The sequence below is a fragment of the Streptomyces sp. TAA040 genome, assembly GCF_000424845.1.
The window spans coordinates 107,058-124,826 of record NZ_AUKR01000005.1 but is presented as its reverse complement, the minus strand read 5'-3'; the positions used below and the strand labels follow the sequence as shown (position 1 = coordinate 124,826).

14 protein-coding genes, 2 tRNA genes and 1 pseudogene are annotated in these 17,769 nt (G+C 71.5%); 12 read left to right on the top strand and 5 right to left on the bottom strand.

Features of this window, described 5'->3' with window-relative positions:
* Nucleotides 1–31 precede the first annotated feature (31 nt).
* Nucleotides 32–108 (bottom strand) — tRNA-Pro (locus H300_RS0104505).
* 134 nt (nt 109–242) lie between these two features.
* Between H300_RS0104505 and H300_RS0104500 the strand changes: the two genes are divergently transcribed.
* Nucleotides 243–316: transfer RNA gene (locus H300_RS0104500), tRNA-Gly, on the top strand.
* A 161-nt stretch (nt 317–477) separates the two neighbouring features.
* Here H300_RS0104500 and H300_RS0104495 read toward each other — a convergent pair.
* The gene (locus H300_RS0104495; RefSeq protein WP_028426484.1) at nt 478–672 is read right to left on the bottom strand and encodes a hypothetical protein; all 195 of its coding nucleotides are present in this window, start codon (nt 670–672) and stop codon (nt 478–480) included.
* A 494-nt stretch (nt 673–1,166) separates the two neighbouring features.
* Between H300_RS0104495 and H300_RS24915 the strand changes: the two genes are divergently transcribed.
* Nucleotides 1,167–2,333: an acyltransferase family protein gene (locus H300_RS24915; protein WP_051269458.1), complete on the top strand. Its 1,167-nt coding sequence runs from the start codon at nt 1,167–1,169 to the stop codon at nt 2,331–2,333.
* A 73-nt stretch (nt 2,334–2,406) separates the two neighbouring features.
* Here the strand turns inward: H300_RS24915 and H300_RS0104485 are convergent, their stop codons facing one another.
* Nucleotides 2,407–3,561 (bottom strand): PP2C family protein-serine/threonine phosphatase, encoded by a 1,155-nt coding sequence (locus tag H300_RS0104485; RefSeq protein WP_028426483.1) that lies wholly within the window; start codon nt 3,559–3,561, stop codon nt 2,407–2,409.
* A gap of 113 nt (nt 3,562–3,674) precedes the next feature.
* Here H300_RS0104485 and H300_RS0104480 point away from each other — a divergent pair, with 113 nt between their 5' ends.
* Entirely contained in the window at nt 3,675–4,901 is a 1,227-nt protein-coding gene (locus H300_RS0104480) for a GNAT family N-acetyltransferase (RefSeq protein ID WP_028426482.1), read from the top strand.
* Nucleotides 4,902–4,962: 61 nt separating this feature from the next.
* Here the strand turns inward: H300_RS0104480 and H300_RS0104475 are convergent, their stop codons facing one another.
* Complete coding sequence (locus H300_RS0104475; protein ID WP_028426481.1) at nt 4,963–5,838, bottom strand: DNA-formamidopyrimidine glycosylase family protein; 876 nt, start codon at nt 5,836–5,838, stop codon at nt 4,963–4,965.
* Nucleotides 5,839–5,918: 80 nt separating this feature from the next.
* Entirely contained in the window at nt 5,919–6,407 is a 489-nt protein-coding gene (locus H300_RS0104470) for a ribose-5-phosphate isomerase (RefSeq protein WP_028426480.1), read from the bottom strand.
* A gap of 466 nt (nt 6,408–6,873) precedes the next feature.
* On the opposite strand from H300_RS0104470, the gene folC reads away from it, so the two are divergent.
* The 9 genes and pseudogenes from folC to H300_RS24900 all read left to right on the top strand — a co-directional run bounded on the left by folC (nt 6,874) and on the right by H300_RS24900 (nt 17,595).
* Nucleotides 6,874–8,427, top strand: coding sequence for a bifunctional tetrahydrofolate synthase/dihydrofolate synthase (folC, locus tag H300_RS0104465; RefSeq protein WP_028426479.1), 1,554 nt, complete (start codon nt 6,874–6,876; stop codon nt 8,425–8,427).
* The gene (locus H300_RS0104460) at nt 8,427–8,762 is read left to right on the top strand and encodes a DUF4233 domain-containing protein (RefSeq protein ID WP_028426478.1); all 336 of its coding nucleotides are present in this window, start codon (nt 8,427–8,429) and stop codon (nt 8,760–8,762) included. Before folC ends, H300_RS0104460 begins: the two co-directional genes overlap by 1 nt.
* A 181-nt stretch (nt 8,763–8,943) precedes the next feature.
* Nucleotides 8,944–9,357, top strand: coding sequence for a nucleoside-diphosphate kinase (gene ndk, locus H300_RS0104455; protein WP_028426477.1), 414 nt, complete (start codon nt 8,944–8,946; stop codon nt 9,355–9,357).
* 304 nt (nt 9,358–9,661) lie between these two features.
* Nucleotides 9,662–10,681, top strand: a complete 1,020-nt coding sequence (locus H300_RS0104450) for a rod shape-determining protein (protein WP_028426476.1) — start codon at nt 9,662–9,664, stop codon at nt 10,679–10,681.
* Between the two features lie 211 nt (nt 10,682–10,892).
* Nucleotides 10,893–11,933, top strand: coding sequence for a rod shape-determining protein MreC (gene mreC / locus H300_RS0104445; RefSeq protein WP_028426475.1), 1,041 nt, complete (start codon nt 10,893–10,895; stop codon nt 11,931–11,933).
* 3 nt (nt 11,934–11,936) lie between these two features.
* Nucleotides 11,937–12,647, top strand: coding sequence for a rod shape-determining protein MreD (gene mreD / locus H300_RS0104440; RefSeq protein WP_028426474.1), 711 nt, complete (start codon nt 11,937–11,939; stop codon nt 12,645–12,647).
* Nucleotides 12,648–12,660: 13 nt separating this feature from the next.
* Entirely contained in the window at nt 12,661–14,799 is a 2,139-nt protein-coding gene (mrdA, locus tag H300_RS24910; RefSeq protein ID WP_051269455.1) for a penicillin-binding protein 2, read from the top strand.
* Entirely contained in the window at nt 14,796–16,016 is a 1,221-nt protein-coding gene (locus tag H300_RS24905; protein WP_051269453.1) for an FtsW/RodA/SpoVE family cell cycle protein, read from the top strand. Before mrdA ends, H300_RS24905 begins: the two co-directional genes overlap by 4 nt.
* 128 nt (nt 16,017–16,144) lie before the next feature.
* A pseudogene (locus H300_RS24900) lies at nt 16,145–17,595 on the top strand (CYTH and CHAD domain-containing protein).
* The last annotated feature ends 174 nt before the right edge of the window (nt 17,596–17,769 follow it).

Genomic DNA, 17,769 nt, shown 5'->3' with positions numbered 1-17,769 from the left:
CGAAACAGGCACGCGCGTCATTCATAGTACGTGGTCGGGGTGGCCGGATTCGAACCGACGACCTTCCGCTCCCAAAGCGGACGCGCTACCAAGCTGCGCCACACCCCGTCGGTGCGACACGTAGAGTACATGGCGTACGATCCCATGTGTGCAGGACCGAGGCGGAGAAGCCCTCGGGCGGCCGGACCGGTTATGATCGGAACGCCGCCGACGGGTGGGAGACCTCGGTCCGGCGTGTGCGTGCGGGCGTAGCTCAATGGTAGAGCCCCAGTCTTCCAAACTGGCTACGCGGGTTCGATTCCCGTCGCCCGCTCCATACGGGCGAGGGCCGGACCGCGAGAGACCTCGCGGTCCGGCCCTCGCCCGTATCCCCCTCTCGCACGCTCCCCCTTGTCCGTGTCAGCGCCGCGTCGGCACCCATCTGTGCTCCGGCGCTGCCGGCCGGAGCGCGGCGGGCGGCCGTACGAGGCGGGCCGGTCAGAAGTTGATCTGGTTGATCGATTCCGCGAGCGAGTTGAAGAACCGCTCGATCGACGGCGCTATGCCCGTCGAGGCCAGGAAGAACCCGAACAGCGCGGCGACGATGGCGGGCCCCGCCTTGATCGAACCGCCGCGGATCATCACCACCAGGATGATCGCGAGCAAGAGCACCACTGACAGGGAAATGGCCACAACTGATCACACCTTCGGTCGGAAACTCACCACCGGCCAGGGGAGTTGTCGCAGCGCATACGCCCCTGCGCACACCATCGTGCCACCAACCGGGTGGAGTGAGCAGCCGAGTGACACATCGTGGAACATGACGCGGTCCCGCTGCACAGCGGTCGGTGCCGCTCGTCCGGGGCGCGGGACGGACGACGCCCCCGCGTTGCACGCACCCCGTCCGGGCGGTGCCGTGCACCGCCCGGGGGAGCGAGCGTGCCGAACACCCCTTTCCGTTGCCGCTCCCGGTGCTCGGCATTCCCCGAACGGGGCCCCGGTACGCGGGCCGGTCCGCAGGGGGGCGGGGGAAGTCCCTTTGTCGACAGTGCCGTCGTCTTCGGGTGGCCTCTTCCCGCGGCCCTTCACGAGCGCTTCATGGGTCCGGCACATAACGACTTGACAGCGACAGGCAACCCACCGGCACGGTTTTACGTCTGACTCTCTCCGGCGCTATCGTGCGGCAGATGTTCCCCGCTGGATATGAGCGCGCCCCACTGGCCCCGACCCGGTACGGGTCGTCCGAGGCGAAGAAGGCCGAGCATGCGCCGGAGGCCAGACCGCCGGCGTCCGGGAAGCGTGAGGAAGGGCAGAGCAGCGGGGGCAAGCAGCGGGACCCCTTCTTCGACAACGCCAAGTACCTGACGATCGTGCTCGTCGGGATCGGCCACGCCTGGGCCCCGCTGGGCAGCGACAGCCGCGCGGCGGAGGCGCTGTACTTCACGCTGTACACGTTCCACATGCCGGCCTTCATCATCATCTCCGGCTACCTCTCCCGGTCCTTCGACGGCCGCCCGGCGCAGCTCAAGCGGTTGCTGACCGGCGTGGTGGTGCCGTATCTGGTCTTCGAGACCGTCTACACGTTCTTCATGCGCTGGGCCGACAACCCCGAGCGGTCGCTCTCGCTGCTCAACCCCGGGTACGCCCTGTGGTTCCTGGTGGCGCTCTTCATCTGGCGGCTCACCGCGCCGATCTGGAAGGCGCTGCGCTGGCCGGTCCCGATCTCGCTGGCCGTCGCGGCGGCAGCGGCCACCTCACCCTCCATCGGCGGCGACCTCAACCTCCAGCGGGTCCTGCAGTTCCTGCCCTTCTTCGTGATCGGCCTCCAACTCCGCCCGGAGCACTTCCGGATGCGCCGCCGCGCCGTCCGCGCGGCGGCCGTCCCCGTGGTGCTGACCGCCCTCGCGTTCTCCTACTGGGCCGTGCCCCGGATGAACAAGGAGTGGTTCCTGCGGACGAACGCCGCGCAGGACCTGGGTGTGCCGTGGTGGATCGGGGTCGTCATGACCCTGGCGCTCTTCGGCTGCGCCCTGGTGCTCACCGCCTGCTTCTACGCGTGGGTGCCGCGTGGGCATACCTGGTTCACCTCGCTCGGCGCCGGCACCATCTGCGGCTACCTGCTCCACGTCTACCCCATCAAGATGGCCCGGGAGTTCGACTGGTACGACGTCGCCTGGGTGGACTCGCCCCTCGGAAGGGTGATGGTGACGGTCATGGCTGCGGTGATGATGACGCTGCTGTGCACCGCGCTGGTGCAGCGGGCGTTCCGGTTCGCGGTGGAGCCGCGGATGGAGTGGGCCTTCGTTCCCGACCCCGTGGACCAGGCCCGCAAACGGGTGGGCGCAGTCCGCTGAGCCGCTGGGCCGCGACGCACCGGTGGCGCCCCCGCCCCGGGGCGCCGCGGCCTCCCGGCCCGGGAGTGCCGGCTCAGTCGCGGCAGATCAGCAGCAGGGCCCGGTCGTCGTTCACGTCGCGAGCCACCTTCTCGATCAGGTGCCAGGACGCCCCGCGGAAACCGGTGGCCACGTAGCTCTCCGCGGCGCCGGTGAGCCGGTCGATGCCCTCGCCGATGTCGCGCTCGGATGTCTCCACCAGCCCGTCGGTGAAGAGCATCAGCACGTCCCCCGAGCCGAGCCGCCCCTTGGCCGGGTGGAACTCGGCACCGCCGTAGACGCCGAGCAGCGGCCCCTCGGCCGTCTTCTCCTCCCAGCGCCCGGTACCGGCGTTGAGCTGGAGGCCGGGCACATGGCCGGCCGAGAGCAGCTCGTAGTCACCGGTGTCCAGGTCCAGGACCAGGTGCACGGAGGTCGCGAAGCCCTCGTCCCAGTCCTGCCTCAGGAGGTACGCGTTGGCGGCGGGCAGGAAGGCGTGTGGCGGCAGCGATCCCAGGAGGCCGCCGAACGCCCCGGACAGCAGCAGGGCCCGGGAGGCGGCGTCCATCCCCTTGCCGGAGACGTCCGTGAGCACCACCTCCAGGGTCCGCCGGTCGCGACCGGTGCGGGCGGCCACCACGAAGTCGCCGGAGAACGACTGGCCGCCTGCGGGCCGCAGCGACATCTCGCGGTGCCAGCCCCGCGGGAGCGAGGGCAACTGGCTCTGCACCCGCAGCCGTTCCCGCAGGTCGAAGAGCATCGTGCCGCCGCCCGTCCAGGGCACGCCCACCCGCATCCGGAACTGGGCGATCATGAGACCGGCCAGACCGACGGCCGAGACGACCAGGATGGTTCCGGGCGTCACTCGCCCCGCGCCGTCCGAGTAGGGGCCGAGGACGAGGGACTCGACGACGAGCGCGCCCGCGGCGGCGGCGTAGACGGTCAGCAGGCTGGCCGGGCGGAGCAGCAGCCCGCCCGCCACGATCGGCAGCACCAGCGCCTCCGGAGCGCACCACAGCGGCTGGGCGATGGTGGCCCAGGTGAGGGCCGGCACGCTCAGCAGCAGCACGGTGAAGGCGAGCCAGTCCGGGCCGTGCCCGCGGAAGTAGTCGACCGCGCTGCGGCGCACGTTGGTGCGGGCCCGGTGCAGCGCCTTGTTGGCGCGTCGCAACCGGGCCGCCTGAGGTCCCCCGACCTTGCGACCTGCCATGGTCAGGGACCTTACCCGGGTGGGAAAAGCCGCGTCGATTCCCGGTCTGCTCAGCGGCGAACCGCGTTCGAAATCCAGTCGTACCGTCTGCGCGGCCCTGGTAGTCATGACGTATGACGACAGAGCTGCGGGTACTGCAACCGGATGAGTGGGACGCTTGGTTCTCGTGTCTGGCGACCGCCTTCGGCGGCGCGCTGGGCCCGGAGGCGGCGGGCCGCTGGCGCAGCGTCGCGGAGATAGAGCGCTCCCTGCTGGCGTCCGAGGGCGAAGCGATCGTCGGGACCGCGGGCACCTTCTCGTTCCGGATGACCGTGCCGGGCGGCTCCTTGGTACCCACCGGCGGGCTGACCATGGTGAGTGTGGCGGCGACGCACCGCCGCCGGGGAGTGCTGACGTCGATGATGCGCCGTCAGCTCGACGACGTGCGTGCCGCGGGCGAGCCCCTGGCGGTGCTGACCGCCACCGAACCGGCGATCTACGGCCGGTTCGGCTACGGGGTAGCGACCCGGAAGACGGCGGCGGCCCTCGACACCGACCGGGTGGTGCTGGACGTCCCGGAGTCGGCGGACGGGGTGCGACTGCGGTCGGAGGACCCGGTGAAGGCGCTGGCGGCCTGTGAGGCGCTCTACGCCGGCCGGGTGCCGACGCGGCCTGGCATGCTGGAGCGCCGCCCGGGCTGGGCCGCGGTCCAGGTGGCCGACCCGCCCGGCGAGCGGGAGGGCGCTTCGGCACTCCGGTGTGTGCTCGCCGAGCGGGACGGGGAGCTGGTCGGCTACGCCCGGTACGCGGTGAAGCCCGACTGGGATGAGGCCGGGCCCAGAGGCGTGGTGCGGTTGCACGACCTGGAGGCGGTGGACCCGGGCAGCCGCGGCGCCCTGTGGCGCTTCCTGTTCGGAGTCGACCTGACCTCGACGATCGAGGCGGGTGACCGGCCGCTGGACGACACCTGGCGGTTCCAGGTGTCCGACCTGCGCCGCTGCCGCATCAGGGTGCAGGACAGCCTGCACCTCCGTCCGGTGGACGTCGGCGCTGCGCTGGCCGCCCGTGCGTACGCCGGACCGCTGGACACGGTGCTGGAGGTGGGGGACGGGTTCTGCCCCTGGAACGCCGGCCGCTGGCGGCTCTCGGGGGACGACTCCGGCGCGGTGTGCACCCGCACGACCGACCCGGCAGAGCTGGAACTGACGGTGCGGGAGCTGGGCGCCGCCTACCTGGGCGACGCCTCGCTGGGGGCCATGGGCGTTGCCGGCCTGGTGCGGGAACTGCGGCCCGGCGCACTGGCACGGGTCTCGCGGGCCTTCGCCACCGACACCGCCCCCTGGCTGCCGCACGGCTTCTGACCAGCCCGCCGCCCGGTTTCCGTCCGGGCGGCGCCGGAGTGGGAGCAGCCGCAGCGGGCGTTCAGCGGATCTGGCAGCCGGGGCACCAGAAGAGATTGCGGCCGGTGAGCTCCGCGGTGCGGACGGGTGCGCCGCAGACCAGGCACGGCTGCCCGGCCCGGCGGTACACGTAGACCTCGCCGCCGTGGTCGTCCCGGCGGGGCGGGCGCCCCATCGCCTCCGGGGTGTGCTCGGGGCGGACGGTGTCGATCCGGTTGTGCCGGACCCCCTCACGCATCAGGGCGGCCAGGTCCGTCCACAGCGCCCGCCACTGGTCGGGCGCCAGGTCCCGCCCCGCCCGGTAGGGGTCGATGCCGTGGCGGAAGAGCACCTCGGCCCGGTAGACGTTGCCGATCCCGGCGACGACCTTCTGGTCCATCAGCAGCGCGCCGACCGTCGTCCTGCTGTGGGAGATCCGGGCCCATGCCCGTTCGGGGCGGGCGTCGGCGCGCAGCGGGTCCGGACCGAGCCGGTCGGCGACGACCTGCTTGTCGGCACCGGTGATCAGCGCGCAGGCCGTCGGGCCGCGCAGGTCGGCCCAGTCCCCGCCGTGGACCAGACGGAGCCGGACGGTGTCCCCGGCGGGCGGCACCGTCGCGGCGTCGGCACGGCCGAAGGAGAGCTTCCCGAACAGGCCGAGATGCACGTGGACCCAGTCCGCGACGTCCGGCGGGTCGGAGGCGCCGGGCGCCTCCTGGTGGCCCGACGGGCCGGGGAGGCCCGCGAAACCGAGGAAGAGGTGCTTGCCCACGGCGTCGGCGGTGTGCAGCACCCGGCCGTCCAGCAGGGCCGCACCGTCGCTGAACTTCCCCTGCGGGCTGGAGGCACGTACCGGGCGTCCGCCGAAACGCTCGCGGAAGTCGGCGGCCAGCCGGTGGATCGTGTGCCCCTCGGGCATGGCGGCTCCTGCGGATCCCGCCCGGCGGCTCCGGCGGCGGGCGGGCGCACCGCCCGCCGCGCGAAGGTCCTGCCGGTCGGTCAGTCCTGCTGCGGGTGGTGGGACGGGATGTCCGGCAGCTTGCCGGACGCCTCGTACACCGAGATCATGTCGATGCGGCGCTGGTGCCGCTCCTCGCCGGTGAACCCGGTGCCCAGGAACACCTCGGCGAAGCGGGCCGCCTCTTCGGGGGTGTGCATCCGCGCCCCGAGGCTCATCACGTTGGCGTTGTTGTGCTCGCGGCCGAGTTCGGCGGTCTCCTCGCTCCAGGCCAGCACCGCCCGGACGCCCCTGACCTTGTTGGCGGCGATCTGCTCGCCGTTGCCCGAGCCGCCGATCACGATGCCCAGGCTCTCCGGGTCGGTGGATGCCTGCTCCGCCGCCCGCAGGCAGAACGGCGGGTAGTCGTCCGCCGGGTCGTGGACGAGGGGGCCGCAGTCGACGGGCTCGTGACCGTGCTCCCTGAGCCACTCCACCAGGTGGTTCTTGAGTTCGTAGCCAGCGTGGTCGGAACCGAGGTAGACGCGCATGCGACGAGTGTGACACGCCGTGGTCGGCCCGATTCCCTCGGGGCGGGGCGGGGCGGGGCGGGGCGGGGCGGGGCGGGGCGCTGCGCACGGCTCCGGTCAGGGACGGCGCCGCACCGTTTGCGGGGCCGGCGCGAAGGGGGCGCGTGCCTGCGGGGGGCCAGCCGGTCCGCTCCGGGGACGTTGCCGGGGCGGCGGCGACCGGGTCGCTGATCTCGCTCCGGTGGCGTCGCGCACGGCCTGCGCCACGCGTCGGACCTGCGTCGACAAGGCGGTCGCCGACTACCTCGTCGACCTGCGCACGCCGGGCGCCGGGCACCGGTGCACCCACGGACCGACCCCGCCCGGCCCCGAGCCACTCGGGGCGCCCGCCGCTCCCCGCCGTCCGGCCCCGGGTGACAGGTCCCGCCGCGGTCCCCGGCGGCGAAGGCGCCGCCGGACGCGGCCGGAGCTTTCGTAGACTGGCGCTGTGAGCGACACCCCCAGCACCCCCGGCCCCCAGGATTCCGACCCCTTCGAGGGCCCCGACGCCCTCGACGCGCCCGACCCCTTCGACGAGATCGTCGGGGAGGAGACGACCCGCGACCCCGAACTGGCGGTGATCGAGGCCGGCAGCCGCACGCTGCGCACGCAGGCCGGTCCGCCGCAGGGCGAGGCCCTGCCGACGCGTCCGGTCGACCCGGAGGTGGACCGCGCGCTGCGCGAAGTCGAGAAGGAGCTGCTGGAACGCTGGCCGGAGACCCGGCTGGAGCCCTCGCTTGTACGGATGAACGCACTGATGGACGCACTGGGTGAGCCGCAGCGCACGTACCAGTCCATCCACATCACCGGGACCAACGGCAAGACGAGCACGGCCCGGATGATCGAGGCCCTGCTCGGCGCCTTCGACCTGCGCACCGGCCGCTACAGCAGCCCGCACGTCCAGTCGATCACCGAGCGGATCGGCATCGACGGCGCGCCGCTCACGGCCGAGGGCTTCATCGAGACCTACCGGGACCTCAAGCCGTTCGTCGAACTGGTCGAGGCGAAACAGGAGCACCGGCTGTCCTTCTTCGAGGTGCTCACCGCGATGGCCTACTCCGCCTTCGCCGACGCCCCGGTCGAGGTGGCCGTGGTCGAGGTCGGCATGGGCGGCAGTTGGGACGCCACCAACGTGATCGACGCCGGCGTCTCCGTCCTCACCCCGATCGCGCTGGACCACACCGACCGGCTCGGCGGCACGCCCGAGGAGATCGCCACCGAGAAGTCCGGCGTCGTCAAGCGGGACGCCACCGTGGTGATGGCCCAGCAGCCGCTCGCCGCCGCCTCCGTGGTGCTGCGCAAGGCGGTGGAGGTGGACGCCACCGTCGCCAGGGCCGGCCTGGAGTTCGGCGTGGTGAGCCGGGAGGTCGCCGTCGGCGGGCAACTGGTGACCCTGCGCGGACTCGGTGGCGAGTACCCGGACCTCTTCCTCCCGCTGCACGGCGAGCACATGGCCCACAACGCGGCGGTGGCCCTCGCGGCCGTGGAGGCGTTCTTCGGAGTCGGCTCCGCACACGACCGCGCCCTGGACATCGACGCGATCCGCACGGCCTTCGCCTCGGTCACCTCGCCGGGCCGCCTCGAACTGGTCCGCAGCAGCCCCTCGGTGCTGCTGGACGCCGCGCACAACCCGGCCGGCGCGCAGGCGGTGGCGACCGCGATCACCGAGGCGTTCGGCTTCAGCCGGCTCATCGGCGTGGTCGGCCCCAGCCGCGACAAGGACGTGCGCGGGGTGCTGGAGGCACTGGAGCCGATCCTGGCCGAGGTGGTGGTCACGCGTAACTCCACTGCCCGGGCGATGGACATCGACGCGCTCGCCGGGCTCGCGGTGGAGGTCTTCGGTGAGGACCGCGTCGTCGTCGAGCCCCGGCTGGACGACGCGATCGAGGCGGCGATCACGCTGGCCGAGGAGGAGGACGAGTACGCGGGTGCGGGGGTCCTCGTGACCGGCTCGGTAATCACCGTCGGCGAGGCCGGCCTGCTGCTGCGGAGGGACCGCTGATGCGCACCCTCTGCGCCTCCACTCTGATCGGCGAGTTCTTCGTCATCGGGTTCGCGGGGCTGGTGGCCATGCGCCTCACCGAGCTGTCGACGGGCACGGTCTGGCTGCCGAGCGGGACCGCGATGGCGCTGTGCCTGCTGCTGTGCGGCGCGATCGGCCGCCCCGGCGGCCTCCAGCTGGGCTGGGCGCTGCAGGCCGCCCTGGTGGCGGCCGGTTTCCTGGTGCCGGTGATGTTCGTGCTCGGAGCGCTGTTCGCCGCCCTGTGGTGGGCCTCGATCCACTACGGCCGGAAGATCGACGAGGCCCGTGCCCGGTTCGCCGCCGAATCGGCCTGAGTTCCCGCTCGGCCGCCTCCCGGCCACCGGGAGGCGGATGCGGGGACTCGGCACGCTCCCTGTAACCTCTGGCCCAGCGACACCCCGCGGCGCCGGCCTCCCCCGCCGTACCGCCGCCGTGCGGTAGGGCCGAACGGCCGGGTCGCGCCACCGTCTCATCGCCGAACCAAGGAGCCGCGACATGAGCCAGCGCACCCTCGTCCTTCTCAAGCCCGACGCGGTGCGTCGGGGCCTGGTGGGCGAGATCCTCGGCCGGATCGAGAGCAAGGCCGGATGGAGCATCACCGCGCTGGAACTGCGGACTCTGGAGCTGTCCGTGCTCGAGCAGCACTACGCCGAGCACAAGGGGCGCCCCTTCTACGAGCCGCTGATGGAGTTCATGGCTTCCGGCCCCTCCGTCGCGCTGGTCGTCGAGGGCGAGCGGGTGATCGAGGGCGTCCGCGCACTCGCCGGGCCCACCGACCCCATTCAGGCGACACCCGGCTCCATCCGGGGGGATCTCGGCACCATCGTCCGGGAGAATCTGATCCACGCCTCGGACTCCGAGGAGTCCGCGGAGCGGGAGATGAAGATTTTCTTTCCCGGCCTCGGCTGACGGGTCCTCACCGATAGAACCGCTTTGACCTGGGGCGACCGAGTCGAATCGGTCGCCCTGCGGTATATCCGCGACGAGCCGCGGGAACGAATCACCCGGACACGACGTCCCCATGGACAGGGACGCGATGTGTTGTGCCGACAATGGCGGGAAGAAGAACCCTCTCTCCGCGTTCGAACGGACACGACTACGATGGAGACTCCCTCGGGACGTCTCCTTTTCCGCGACCCGACTGCGCATCCTGCCCTCCTCCCCATCACATCGTTTCTGCTGGAAGGCCAGACGTATCCTCATGGCGAACAACATGTCGTTCATCGGCCGGGACATGGCTGTCGACCTCGGGACCGCCAACACGCTGGTGTACGTCAGGGGTCGCGGGATCGTCCTGAACGAGCCCTCGGTCGTCGCCATCAACACCAACACCGGCGGAATCCTGGCGGTCGGTGCCGAGGCGAAGAAAATGATCGGCCGCACCCCCGGTAACATCGTCGCGGTGCGCCCGCTGAAGGACGGCGTGATCGCCGACTTCGAGATCACCGAGCGCATGCTCCGCTACTTCATCCTCAAGATTCACAAGCGGCGCTACCTCGCCCGTCCGAGGGTCGTCATCTGCGTCCCCTCGGGCATCACCGGCGTCGAACGCCGCGCGGTCATCGAGGCGTCGACGCAGGCCGGCGCACGCCAGGTGCACATCATCGAGGAGCCGATGGCCGCCGCGATCGGCTCCGGCCTGCCGGTGCACGAGGCCACCGGCAACATGGTCGTCGACATCGGCGGAGGCACCACCGAGGTCGCGGTGATCTCACTGGGAGGCATCGTCACCGCGCAGTCGATCAGGGTTGCGGGCGACGAACTGGACAACGCGATCATCCAGCACATCAAGAAGGAGTACAGCCTCCTGCTGGGCGAGCGCACCGCCGAGAGCATCAAGCTCACCATCGGATCGGCCTACAATCTCGACAAGGACGAGCACACCGAGATCCGCGGCCGCGATCTGGTGAGCGGACTCCCCAAGACGGTCGTCATCTCCGCCGCCGAGGTGCGCAAGGCGATCGAGGAACCCGTCAACTCCATCGTGGATGCGGTGAAGACCACCCTGGACAAGTGTCCCCCGGAGCTCTCCGGGGACGTCATGGACCGCGGCATCGTCCTGACCGGCGGCGGCGCACTGCTCCGCGGCCTGGACGAACGGCTGCGCCGGGAGACGGGCATGCCGATCCACATCGCCGAGGACCCGCTGGACTCGGTGGCGCTCGGAGCCGGCAAGTGCGTGGAGGAGTTCGAGGCCCTCCAGCAGGTCCTCGACTCCCAGCCGCGCAGATAGCGCCGTACGGCCGTGCCGCCGTCCACCGCACGGATGACGGCGGGCCCGGTGGCGGATCATCGGCGCCGCTCGTCCGTTGGACAGCCGAGACGCACCTATCGCACGACCGGGCGCGCACCCGCGGGGGACACCACTCGCAGGGCACGCGCCCCGCCCACCGCAGGCTGCATCAGAGAACCGGTCCGACAAGGGGAAGGCACGGCCGTCGCACGTGAGGGACACACGAGAAAGCCGGCTGCTGCTCGTACTGCTGGTCGCCGTCGCTTTCGCACTGATCACGATGGATCTGCGGGGCGGTGACCGGTCACCGCTCGACAGCGCGCGGCGCGGAGCCGCCTCCGTCTTCGGGCCGGTCGAGACGACGGTCGCCGGGGCCGTCGACCCGGTGGGCAACGCCATCGCGGCCGTCCGCGACTCCGGTGACCGGCACAGCAGGATCGCCGCACTCGAACGGGAGAACACCGAGCTCAAGCAGCGCCTGGGCTCCGACGCCCGGGCCTCATCCCGCTCGGCCCAGCTGGACAAGCTGCTCGACACCGCCGCGACGGGCCAGTACGGCGTCAAGGGGGCACAGGTCGTCGCCATCGGGCCTGCTCAGGGCTTCTCCTGGACGATCACCATCGACATCGGTGAACGCGACGGCATCACCCGGGACATGACGGTGCTCAACGGCGACGGACTCGTCGGCCGGGTCACCACCGTCGGCCCCGGCACGTCCACCGTCCTTCTCGCCACCGACCCGGACTTCACCGTCGGCACCCGGATGGAGAAGACGAACGAACTCGGCTTCGCCAACGGCCGGGGCGACAGCGCGCTCACCGTGCAGCTGCTCAACTCCAAGGCCAAGGTCGAGCGGGGTGACCGTCTCGTCACCTTCGGCTCCAGCAACGACCGCCCCTTCGTCCCCGGCGTCCCGGTCGGCGAGATCATCCAGGTCAGCCCCAGCAGCGGCGACCTCACCCGCACCGTGCGGGTCCGTCCCTACGTGGGCTTCAGCACGCTGGACATCGTCGGTGTCGTCGTCCAGCCGCCTCGCGAGGACCCCCGGGACACCGTGCTGCCCGACCCGCCCAAGGCGGAGCCCACCCCGACGGTCACGGTCACCGAGACCCCGGGCGCCGAGGGCACCGGGGTCGCCGCGCAGGGCGACGCCGAGGAACTGCCCGCGGCCCCCGAACCGACGGAACCCGAACCGACGGACTCCGACCCCGCGGACGAACAGGGCCGAACGGCCCGCGAGCAGGGGGACTGACCCATGCGAGTGAACCGCACACTGCTCTCCACCACACTGATCATCGTCGCGCTCGTCGTCCAGGTGACCATCCTGGCCCGGTTGCAGCTCCCCGGCGCCACCCCCGACCTGCTGCTGCTCACCGTTGTCGCGCTGGCCCTGGTGTACGGCCACACCGGCGGCGCCGTGATCGGCTTCGGGGCCGGCCTGCTCGCCGACCTCGCTCCGCCCGCCGACCATGCGGTCGGCAGATACGCCCTGGTGCTCTGCGTCATCGGCTACGCGGCAGGACTCACCAAGCCGGAGAGCGGACGCCTGCGCAGCGCCACCGTCCCGATGCTCGTCGTCGCCGCGGCGGCGCTCTCCTCCACCCTCCTGTACGCGGGGGTCGGCGCGCTCGTCGGGGACTCCGCCGGTCGGCACGTCGGACTCGGCGGACTCCTGCTGACGGCGACGCTGTACGACCTGCTCCTCGCCCCTTTCACCGTTCCGCTGCTGATGGCACTCGCCAGACGCGCGGAGAACGACCCACTCGCCGAGTCGGCCCCGGCCGGCAGCGCCGTCGGCCGACCGGGGAGCGCCTACGGCCTGCTCACCGGCAGCAGCGGACGACTGCTCGGCCGCGGCGGACGGGCCCGCGGCAGTGCGAAACTCGGCGGCTCCCGGCGCGGCGCCCTCCTGGGCCGCTCGGCCGGCGGCCGTGCCGGCCGGATCAAGAGAGTGAAACGACTGTGACCAAGGGGGCGTTGTGAGCAACATTCCGGAGACCGGACGCACGACGCGGGTCACGATCCGCCTCGTCGCCATCCAGATACTGGTCTTCTCGCTGCTGCTGACACTGGGCGGCCGGCTCTGGTACCTCCAGATCCGCAACGGCGACGAATTCCAGAAGGAAGCCGCGGGCAACCACGTCCAGCAGGTCGTCGAGCCCGCCACCCGCGGCAGCGTCCTGGACGCCCGCGGGGTGCCGATCGCCGACAACGAGACCCGGCTGGTGGTCTCCGCGAGCCGCACCGACCTCATGAAGATGAAGGACGAGGGCAAAGCGGTCCTCACCCGGCTCGCCGAGGTGCTCGACACGTCGTACGAGGACATCGCCGACAAGGTGCGCCTGTGCAACGCGGAGACGCCCCAGCCCTGCTGGAACGGTTCGCCCTACCAGCCGATCCCCCTCACCGACGAGGCCACCACCCAACAGGCCCTCCAGATCCGGGAACGCGCCGAGGACTTCCCCGGCATCACGGCCGAACCCACCGCGGTCCGCCGCTACCCGGCCCCCTACGAGGCCGGCACCTCCCAGGTGCTCGGCTACCTTTCCCCGGTCACCGACGACGAGGTCGCCAAGGCCCAGGACACCGACTCCCCGCTGCTGCGCTCCGACCAGATCGGACGCTCCGGCCTGGAACGCACCTACGACGCCATGCTCCGCGGAAGCTCCGGCGTCACCCGCTACGAGGTGGACAACCTCGGCCGCGTCATCGGTGAGGCCGACAGTGACGGGGCCACGGCCGGCTCGTCCGTCGTGACCAGTATCGACTCCCGTGTGCAGGCCATAACGGAACACCAGCTCCAGCAGGCCATGAAGGTCGCCCGGCAGGAGACCGACAGGATCACCGGCCGGAAGTACGAGGCCGACTCCGGCGCCGCCGTCGTCATGGAGAACAAGACCGGCCGCATCGTCGCCATGGCCTCCAACCCCGACTACGACCCCAACGCCTGGGTCGGCGGCATCTCCGGCGACACCTACGCCGAACTCACCGGCAAGGACTCCAACTACCCCCTGCTGAACCGCGCCATCCAGGGGCAGTCGCCCCCCGGCTCGATCTTCAAGGTGATCTCGACCGCGGGCGCCGTCAACGCCGGCTACCCCTTCGACAACAACTACAACTGCAGCAGCTCCTACAGCCTCGGCGGGCAGACCTTCAAGAACTTCGAGTCCACCGGCTACGGCCCCATCAGCCTCGGACGCGCCCTCGAGGTCTCCTGCAACACCGTCTTCTACGCCCTTGGCCACCGCGAATGGCAGAAGGACGGCGGCCTGAACCCCGAGAACCCCGACGAACACCTCTACAAGGCGGCCAAGAGCTTCGGACTCGGCAAGGAGACCGGGATCGACCTGCCCAACGAGGTCAGCGGGCGCATCCCGGACCGCGAGTGGAAGCAGGAGTACTGGGAGGCGAACAAGGACGCCTGGTGCAAGCAGGCCAAGTCCGACTCCACCGACTACGTCACCCGCCTCGCCAAGGAGAACTGCGTCGAGGGTATGAACCTCCGCGCCGGCGACAGCATCATCTACGCCATCGGACAGGGCGACACGCTCGTCACCCCGATCCAGATGGCCACCGCCTACAGCGCCATCGCCAACGGCGGCACCCTCTACGACCCCACCGTCGGAAAGGCCGTCATCAGCCCGGACGGACGGACCGTCGAGGAGATCGAGCCCGAGACACACGGCAAACTGCCCGCCTCCAAGGCCACGCTGGAGAAGATGGACGATGCACTGCGCGGCGTCGCCACCCGCGGCACCGCGTCCTGGCGGTTCACCACCTGGCCGCACGACGACATCCCGATGCGCGCCAAGACCGGTACCGCCCAGGTGCAGGGCAAGCAGACCACCTCCTGGCTCGCCACCTACACCGACGACTACACCATCGTCATGACCATCTCCCAGGCGGGCACCGGCTCCGGCGCCTCCGGACCCGCCGTCCGCAACATCTACAACGCTCTGTACGGCGTCCAGGACGACGGCTCCGTCGACAAGAAGAAGGCGCTGCTCCCCACCCCGCAGAAGGCACTCCCGAAGATCACCGACGACGGCAACATCCAGGCCCAGCGGAGCAAGAAGTCGCTGGTCGCCGAATGGCGGGACAAGGAATTCACGCAATGAGCACCCACTCCTTCGACTCCAGCCGCCTCGCTGCGGACCGGAGCGCGTGGGCCAAGCTCACCGCACGCGACTCCCTGGCCCGCAGACTCGACTGGACGCTGCTCCTCGCCGCCTTCGGGCTGTGCGCGATCGGCGCGCTCCTCGTGTGGTCGGCAACCCGCAACCGCACCGACCTGACCGGCGGCGATCCCAACCAGTTCCTGTTCAAGCACACCCTGAACGCCGCCATCGGCATCACACTCGCCGTCGCCGTGGTCTGGATCGGCCACCGCCGCATGCGGTCCCTGATGCCGGTCCTCTACGGTCTCGCCGTTGTCCTGGCCGCCCTCGTCTACACGCCCCTCGGCGCCACCATCAACGGCGAACGCGCCTGGCTCAACCTCGGCGGTCTCCAGCTCCAGCCCTCGGAGTTCACCAAGGTCGCCGTCATCCTCGCGATGGCGGTGGTGCTCTCCGCCAAGGTCGACGCCGGCGACCGGACCTATCCCGACAGCCGCACCGTGCTGCACGCCCTCGGCCTCGGCGCCCTGCCCATCCTGGTGGTGGCCGACCTCGGGCAGGTCATGGTGCTCTCCGTGGTCGTCGTCGGGGTCCTCCTCGCTTCCGGCGCCTCCAACCGGTGGATCATCGGCCTGGTCACCGCCGCAGTGGCGGGCGCCGTCTCGGTGTGGCTGCTCGAACTCCTCGACGAGTACCAGCTCAACCGCTTCGCCGCCTTCGCCAACCCGGCCCTCGACCCGGCTGGCGTCGGCTACAACACCAACCAGGCACGCATCGCCATCGGCTCCGGCGGCCTCACCGGCAAGGGTCTCTTCGAAGGCACCCAGACCACCGGCCAGTTCGTCCCCGAGCAGCAGACCGACTTCATCTTCACCGTGGCCGGCGAGGAACTCGGCTTCCTCGGCGGCGGTCTCATCATCGTGCTGCTCGGCATCGTGCTCTGGCGCGCCTGCAAGATCGCCCTCGGCGCCACCGACCTCTACAGCACCATCCTCGCCGCCGGCATCATCGCCTGGTTCGCCTTCCAGTCCTTCGAGAACATCGGGATGGCCCTCGGCATCATGCCCGTCGCCGGGCTCCCGCTGCCCTTCGTCTCCTACGGCGGCACCGCCATGTTCGCCGTCTGGATCGCGGTCGGGCTGCTCCAGTCCGTGCAGATACAGCGCCCGATGTCCGCGTCCGGCCGCCCCGCGAAGGCCGTGGGGCTCCAGGTCTGACGGTCCCCGAGCCCGCGGAGGTACCCCGGCCCACGGCCCCCGGGGCCCCGCATCCGGCCCGCCCGGGCCGACGGGCCCGGCATCCCCGTACGCTCTCGTGCCGGGGGCACGGCGCCCGGGAGTGAGGCGTGGCCCTTGCGACGCCCGGAAAGCCCCACTACGTTCCCTCCATCGTGGCCGTCACGCGGGCGATCGAACGCACGTACCGCCCCGCCCCGGAGCACACGACCGGCACGGGCGGGGCGCCGGATCTCCCCGACCTGACCGGGGTCCCGGACGTCGCCACCGTCACGGACGAGGGCGTGCACCTGCTGGACGACCTCTTCTACGACACCGCCGCACTCACCCCGGCCGCCGACCGGATCACCCTCCGGCGGCGCAGCGGCGGCCCGGACGCCGGCTGGCACCTCACACTGCCCGTCGTTCCCGGTGTGCGCGACGAGATCCACGCCCCCGACCAGCCGGAAATCCCCGCGACGCTCGCCGGACTCGTCCGCTCGCGAGTACGCGGCGACCGGCTCGACCCCGTCGTGCGACTGCGCTCCGAACGCCGCGTCCACCGGCTCCGCGACCGGGACGGAGACCCGCTGGCCGAGGTCGTCATCGACCGGATTGACGCCGAGCGCCTGCCCGAGGGCGGCACCACGCATTGGACCGAACTCGAGGTGGAGCTCGCGCCCGGCGGCGATCCCGCACTCCTCGACCGCGTCGGCGCACGCCTGGCCGAAGCAGGCATCCACCCCTCCGGACCACCGTCCAAACTCCACGAGGCCCTCGACGCCACCGGAGGCGGTCCCGCCACCGCCCGTCCCTCCGGGACGCCGGTAGGCGCACTCCCCGAGGAGACCGTAGAGGCCGGCGTCGCGGACACCGTGCTCGCCTACGTCCGCACCCAGGTACGTCACCTCGTGGTCCTCGGCCCGGCCGTCCGTCGCGAAGTCCCCGAGTCCGTCCACCGAATGCGCGTCGCCACCCGCCGACTGCGCAGCTGCCTCCGCATCTTCACCCAGGTCTTCGACCCGGACGCCACCGCCCCCCTATGCCAGGAACTCCGGCACCTCGCGGCGGAACTCGGAGTGGACCGCGACCGCGAGGTCCTGCTCGACCGCCTCCGCATCGGCATCGCCGCCCTGCCGAACGAGTTGCGCGCCGGACCGCTGGTCGGTCGGCTGCGCAGCTTCGACCGTGCTCACCGCGCCGGCGCCCGCCGACGGCTGCTCGCCGTGCTCGACAGCGAGCGCCACACCGTCCTGCTGAATGCTGCCGATTCCCTGCTCGCCGAGCCCCACTGCGGCCGAAGGCCGGACGGCCCGCCGAGCGAGTGCTGCCGAAGGCGGTCCACCGGGACTTCGACCGGCTCGCCACGCGCATCGGGGCCGTGCTCGACGCCGGTCCGGACGCGGCCATCGACGAAGCCGTGCACGGAGCCCGCAGAGCCGCCAAGAGGCTGCGCTACGCTCTGGAGGCCCCGGCCCGTCTTCGGCAAGCCGACCAAGCGCCGGGCCGGGCAGCTTGCCGGCCTCCAGGCGCTCCTCGGGGAGTACCAGGACAGCGTCCTCGCCCGGGACGCGCTGCGTGACCTCGCCGCCCTCGCGCACCAGGCGGGAGAGCCGTCCTTCAGCTACGGCGTGCTCCACGAGCGGGAGGCCGCCGAGCACGGCTGTACCGGCCGCCTCGGTCGCCTCGCCCCTCCCGGCTGAGACCCTTCCCTGCTGAGCCTCCTCGTCCGGCCGGGCTCAGCCGGGGAGGGCCG

Bases quoted from the DNA above. Each gene is read 5' to 3' on its own strand.
- H300_RS24915 (WP_051269458.1), top strand. From the start codon at position 1,167: ATGTTCCCCGCTGGATATGAGCGCGCCCCACTGGCCCCGACCCGGTAC.
- H300_RS0104485 (WP_028426483.1), bottom strand. From the start codon at position 3,561: ATGGCAGGTCGCAAGGTCGGGGGACCTCAGGCGGCCCGGTTGCGACGC.
- H300_RS0104480 (WP_028426482.1), top strand. From the start codon at position 3,675: ATGACGACAGAGCTGCGGGTACTGCAACCGGATGAGTGGGACGCTTGG.
- H300_RS0104475 (WP_028426481.1), bottom strand. From the start codon at position 5,838: ATGCCCGAGGGGCACACGATCCACCGGCTGGCCGCCGACTTCCGCGAG.
- H300_RS0104470 (WP_028426480.1), bottom strand. From the start codon at position 6,407: ATGCGCGTCTACCTCGGTTCCGACCACGCTGGCTACGAACTCAAGAAC.
- H300_RS0104460 (WP_028426478.1), top strand. From the start codon at position 8,427: ATGCGCACCCTCTGCGCCTCCACTCTGATCGGCGAGTTCTTCGTCATC.
- ndk (WP_028426477.1), top strand. From the start codon at position 8,944: ATGAGCCAGCGCACCCTCGTCCTTCTCAAGCCCGACGCGGTGCGTCGG.
- H300_RS0104450 (WP_028426476.1), top strand. From the start codon at position 9,662: ATGTCGTTCATCGGCCGGGACATGGCTGTCGACCTCGGGACCGCCAAC.
- mreD (WP_028426474.1), top strand. From the start codon at position 11,937: ATGCGAGTGAACCGCACACTGCTCTCCACCACACTGATCATCGTCGCG.
- H300_RS24905 (WP_051269453.1), top strand. From the start codon at position 14,796: ATGAGCACCCACTCCTTCGACTCCAGCCGCCTCGCTGCGGACCGGAGC.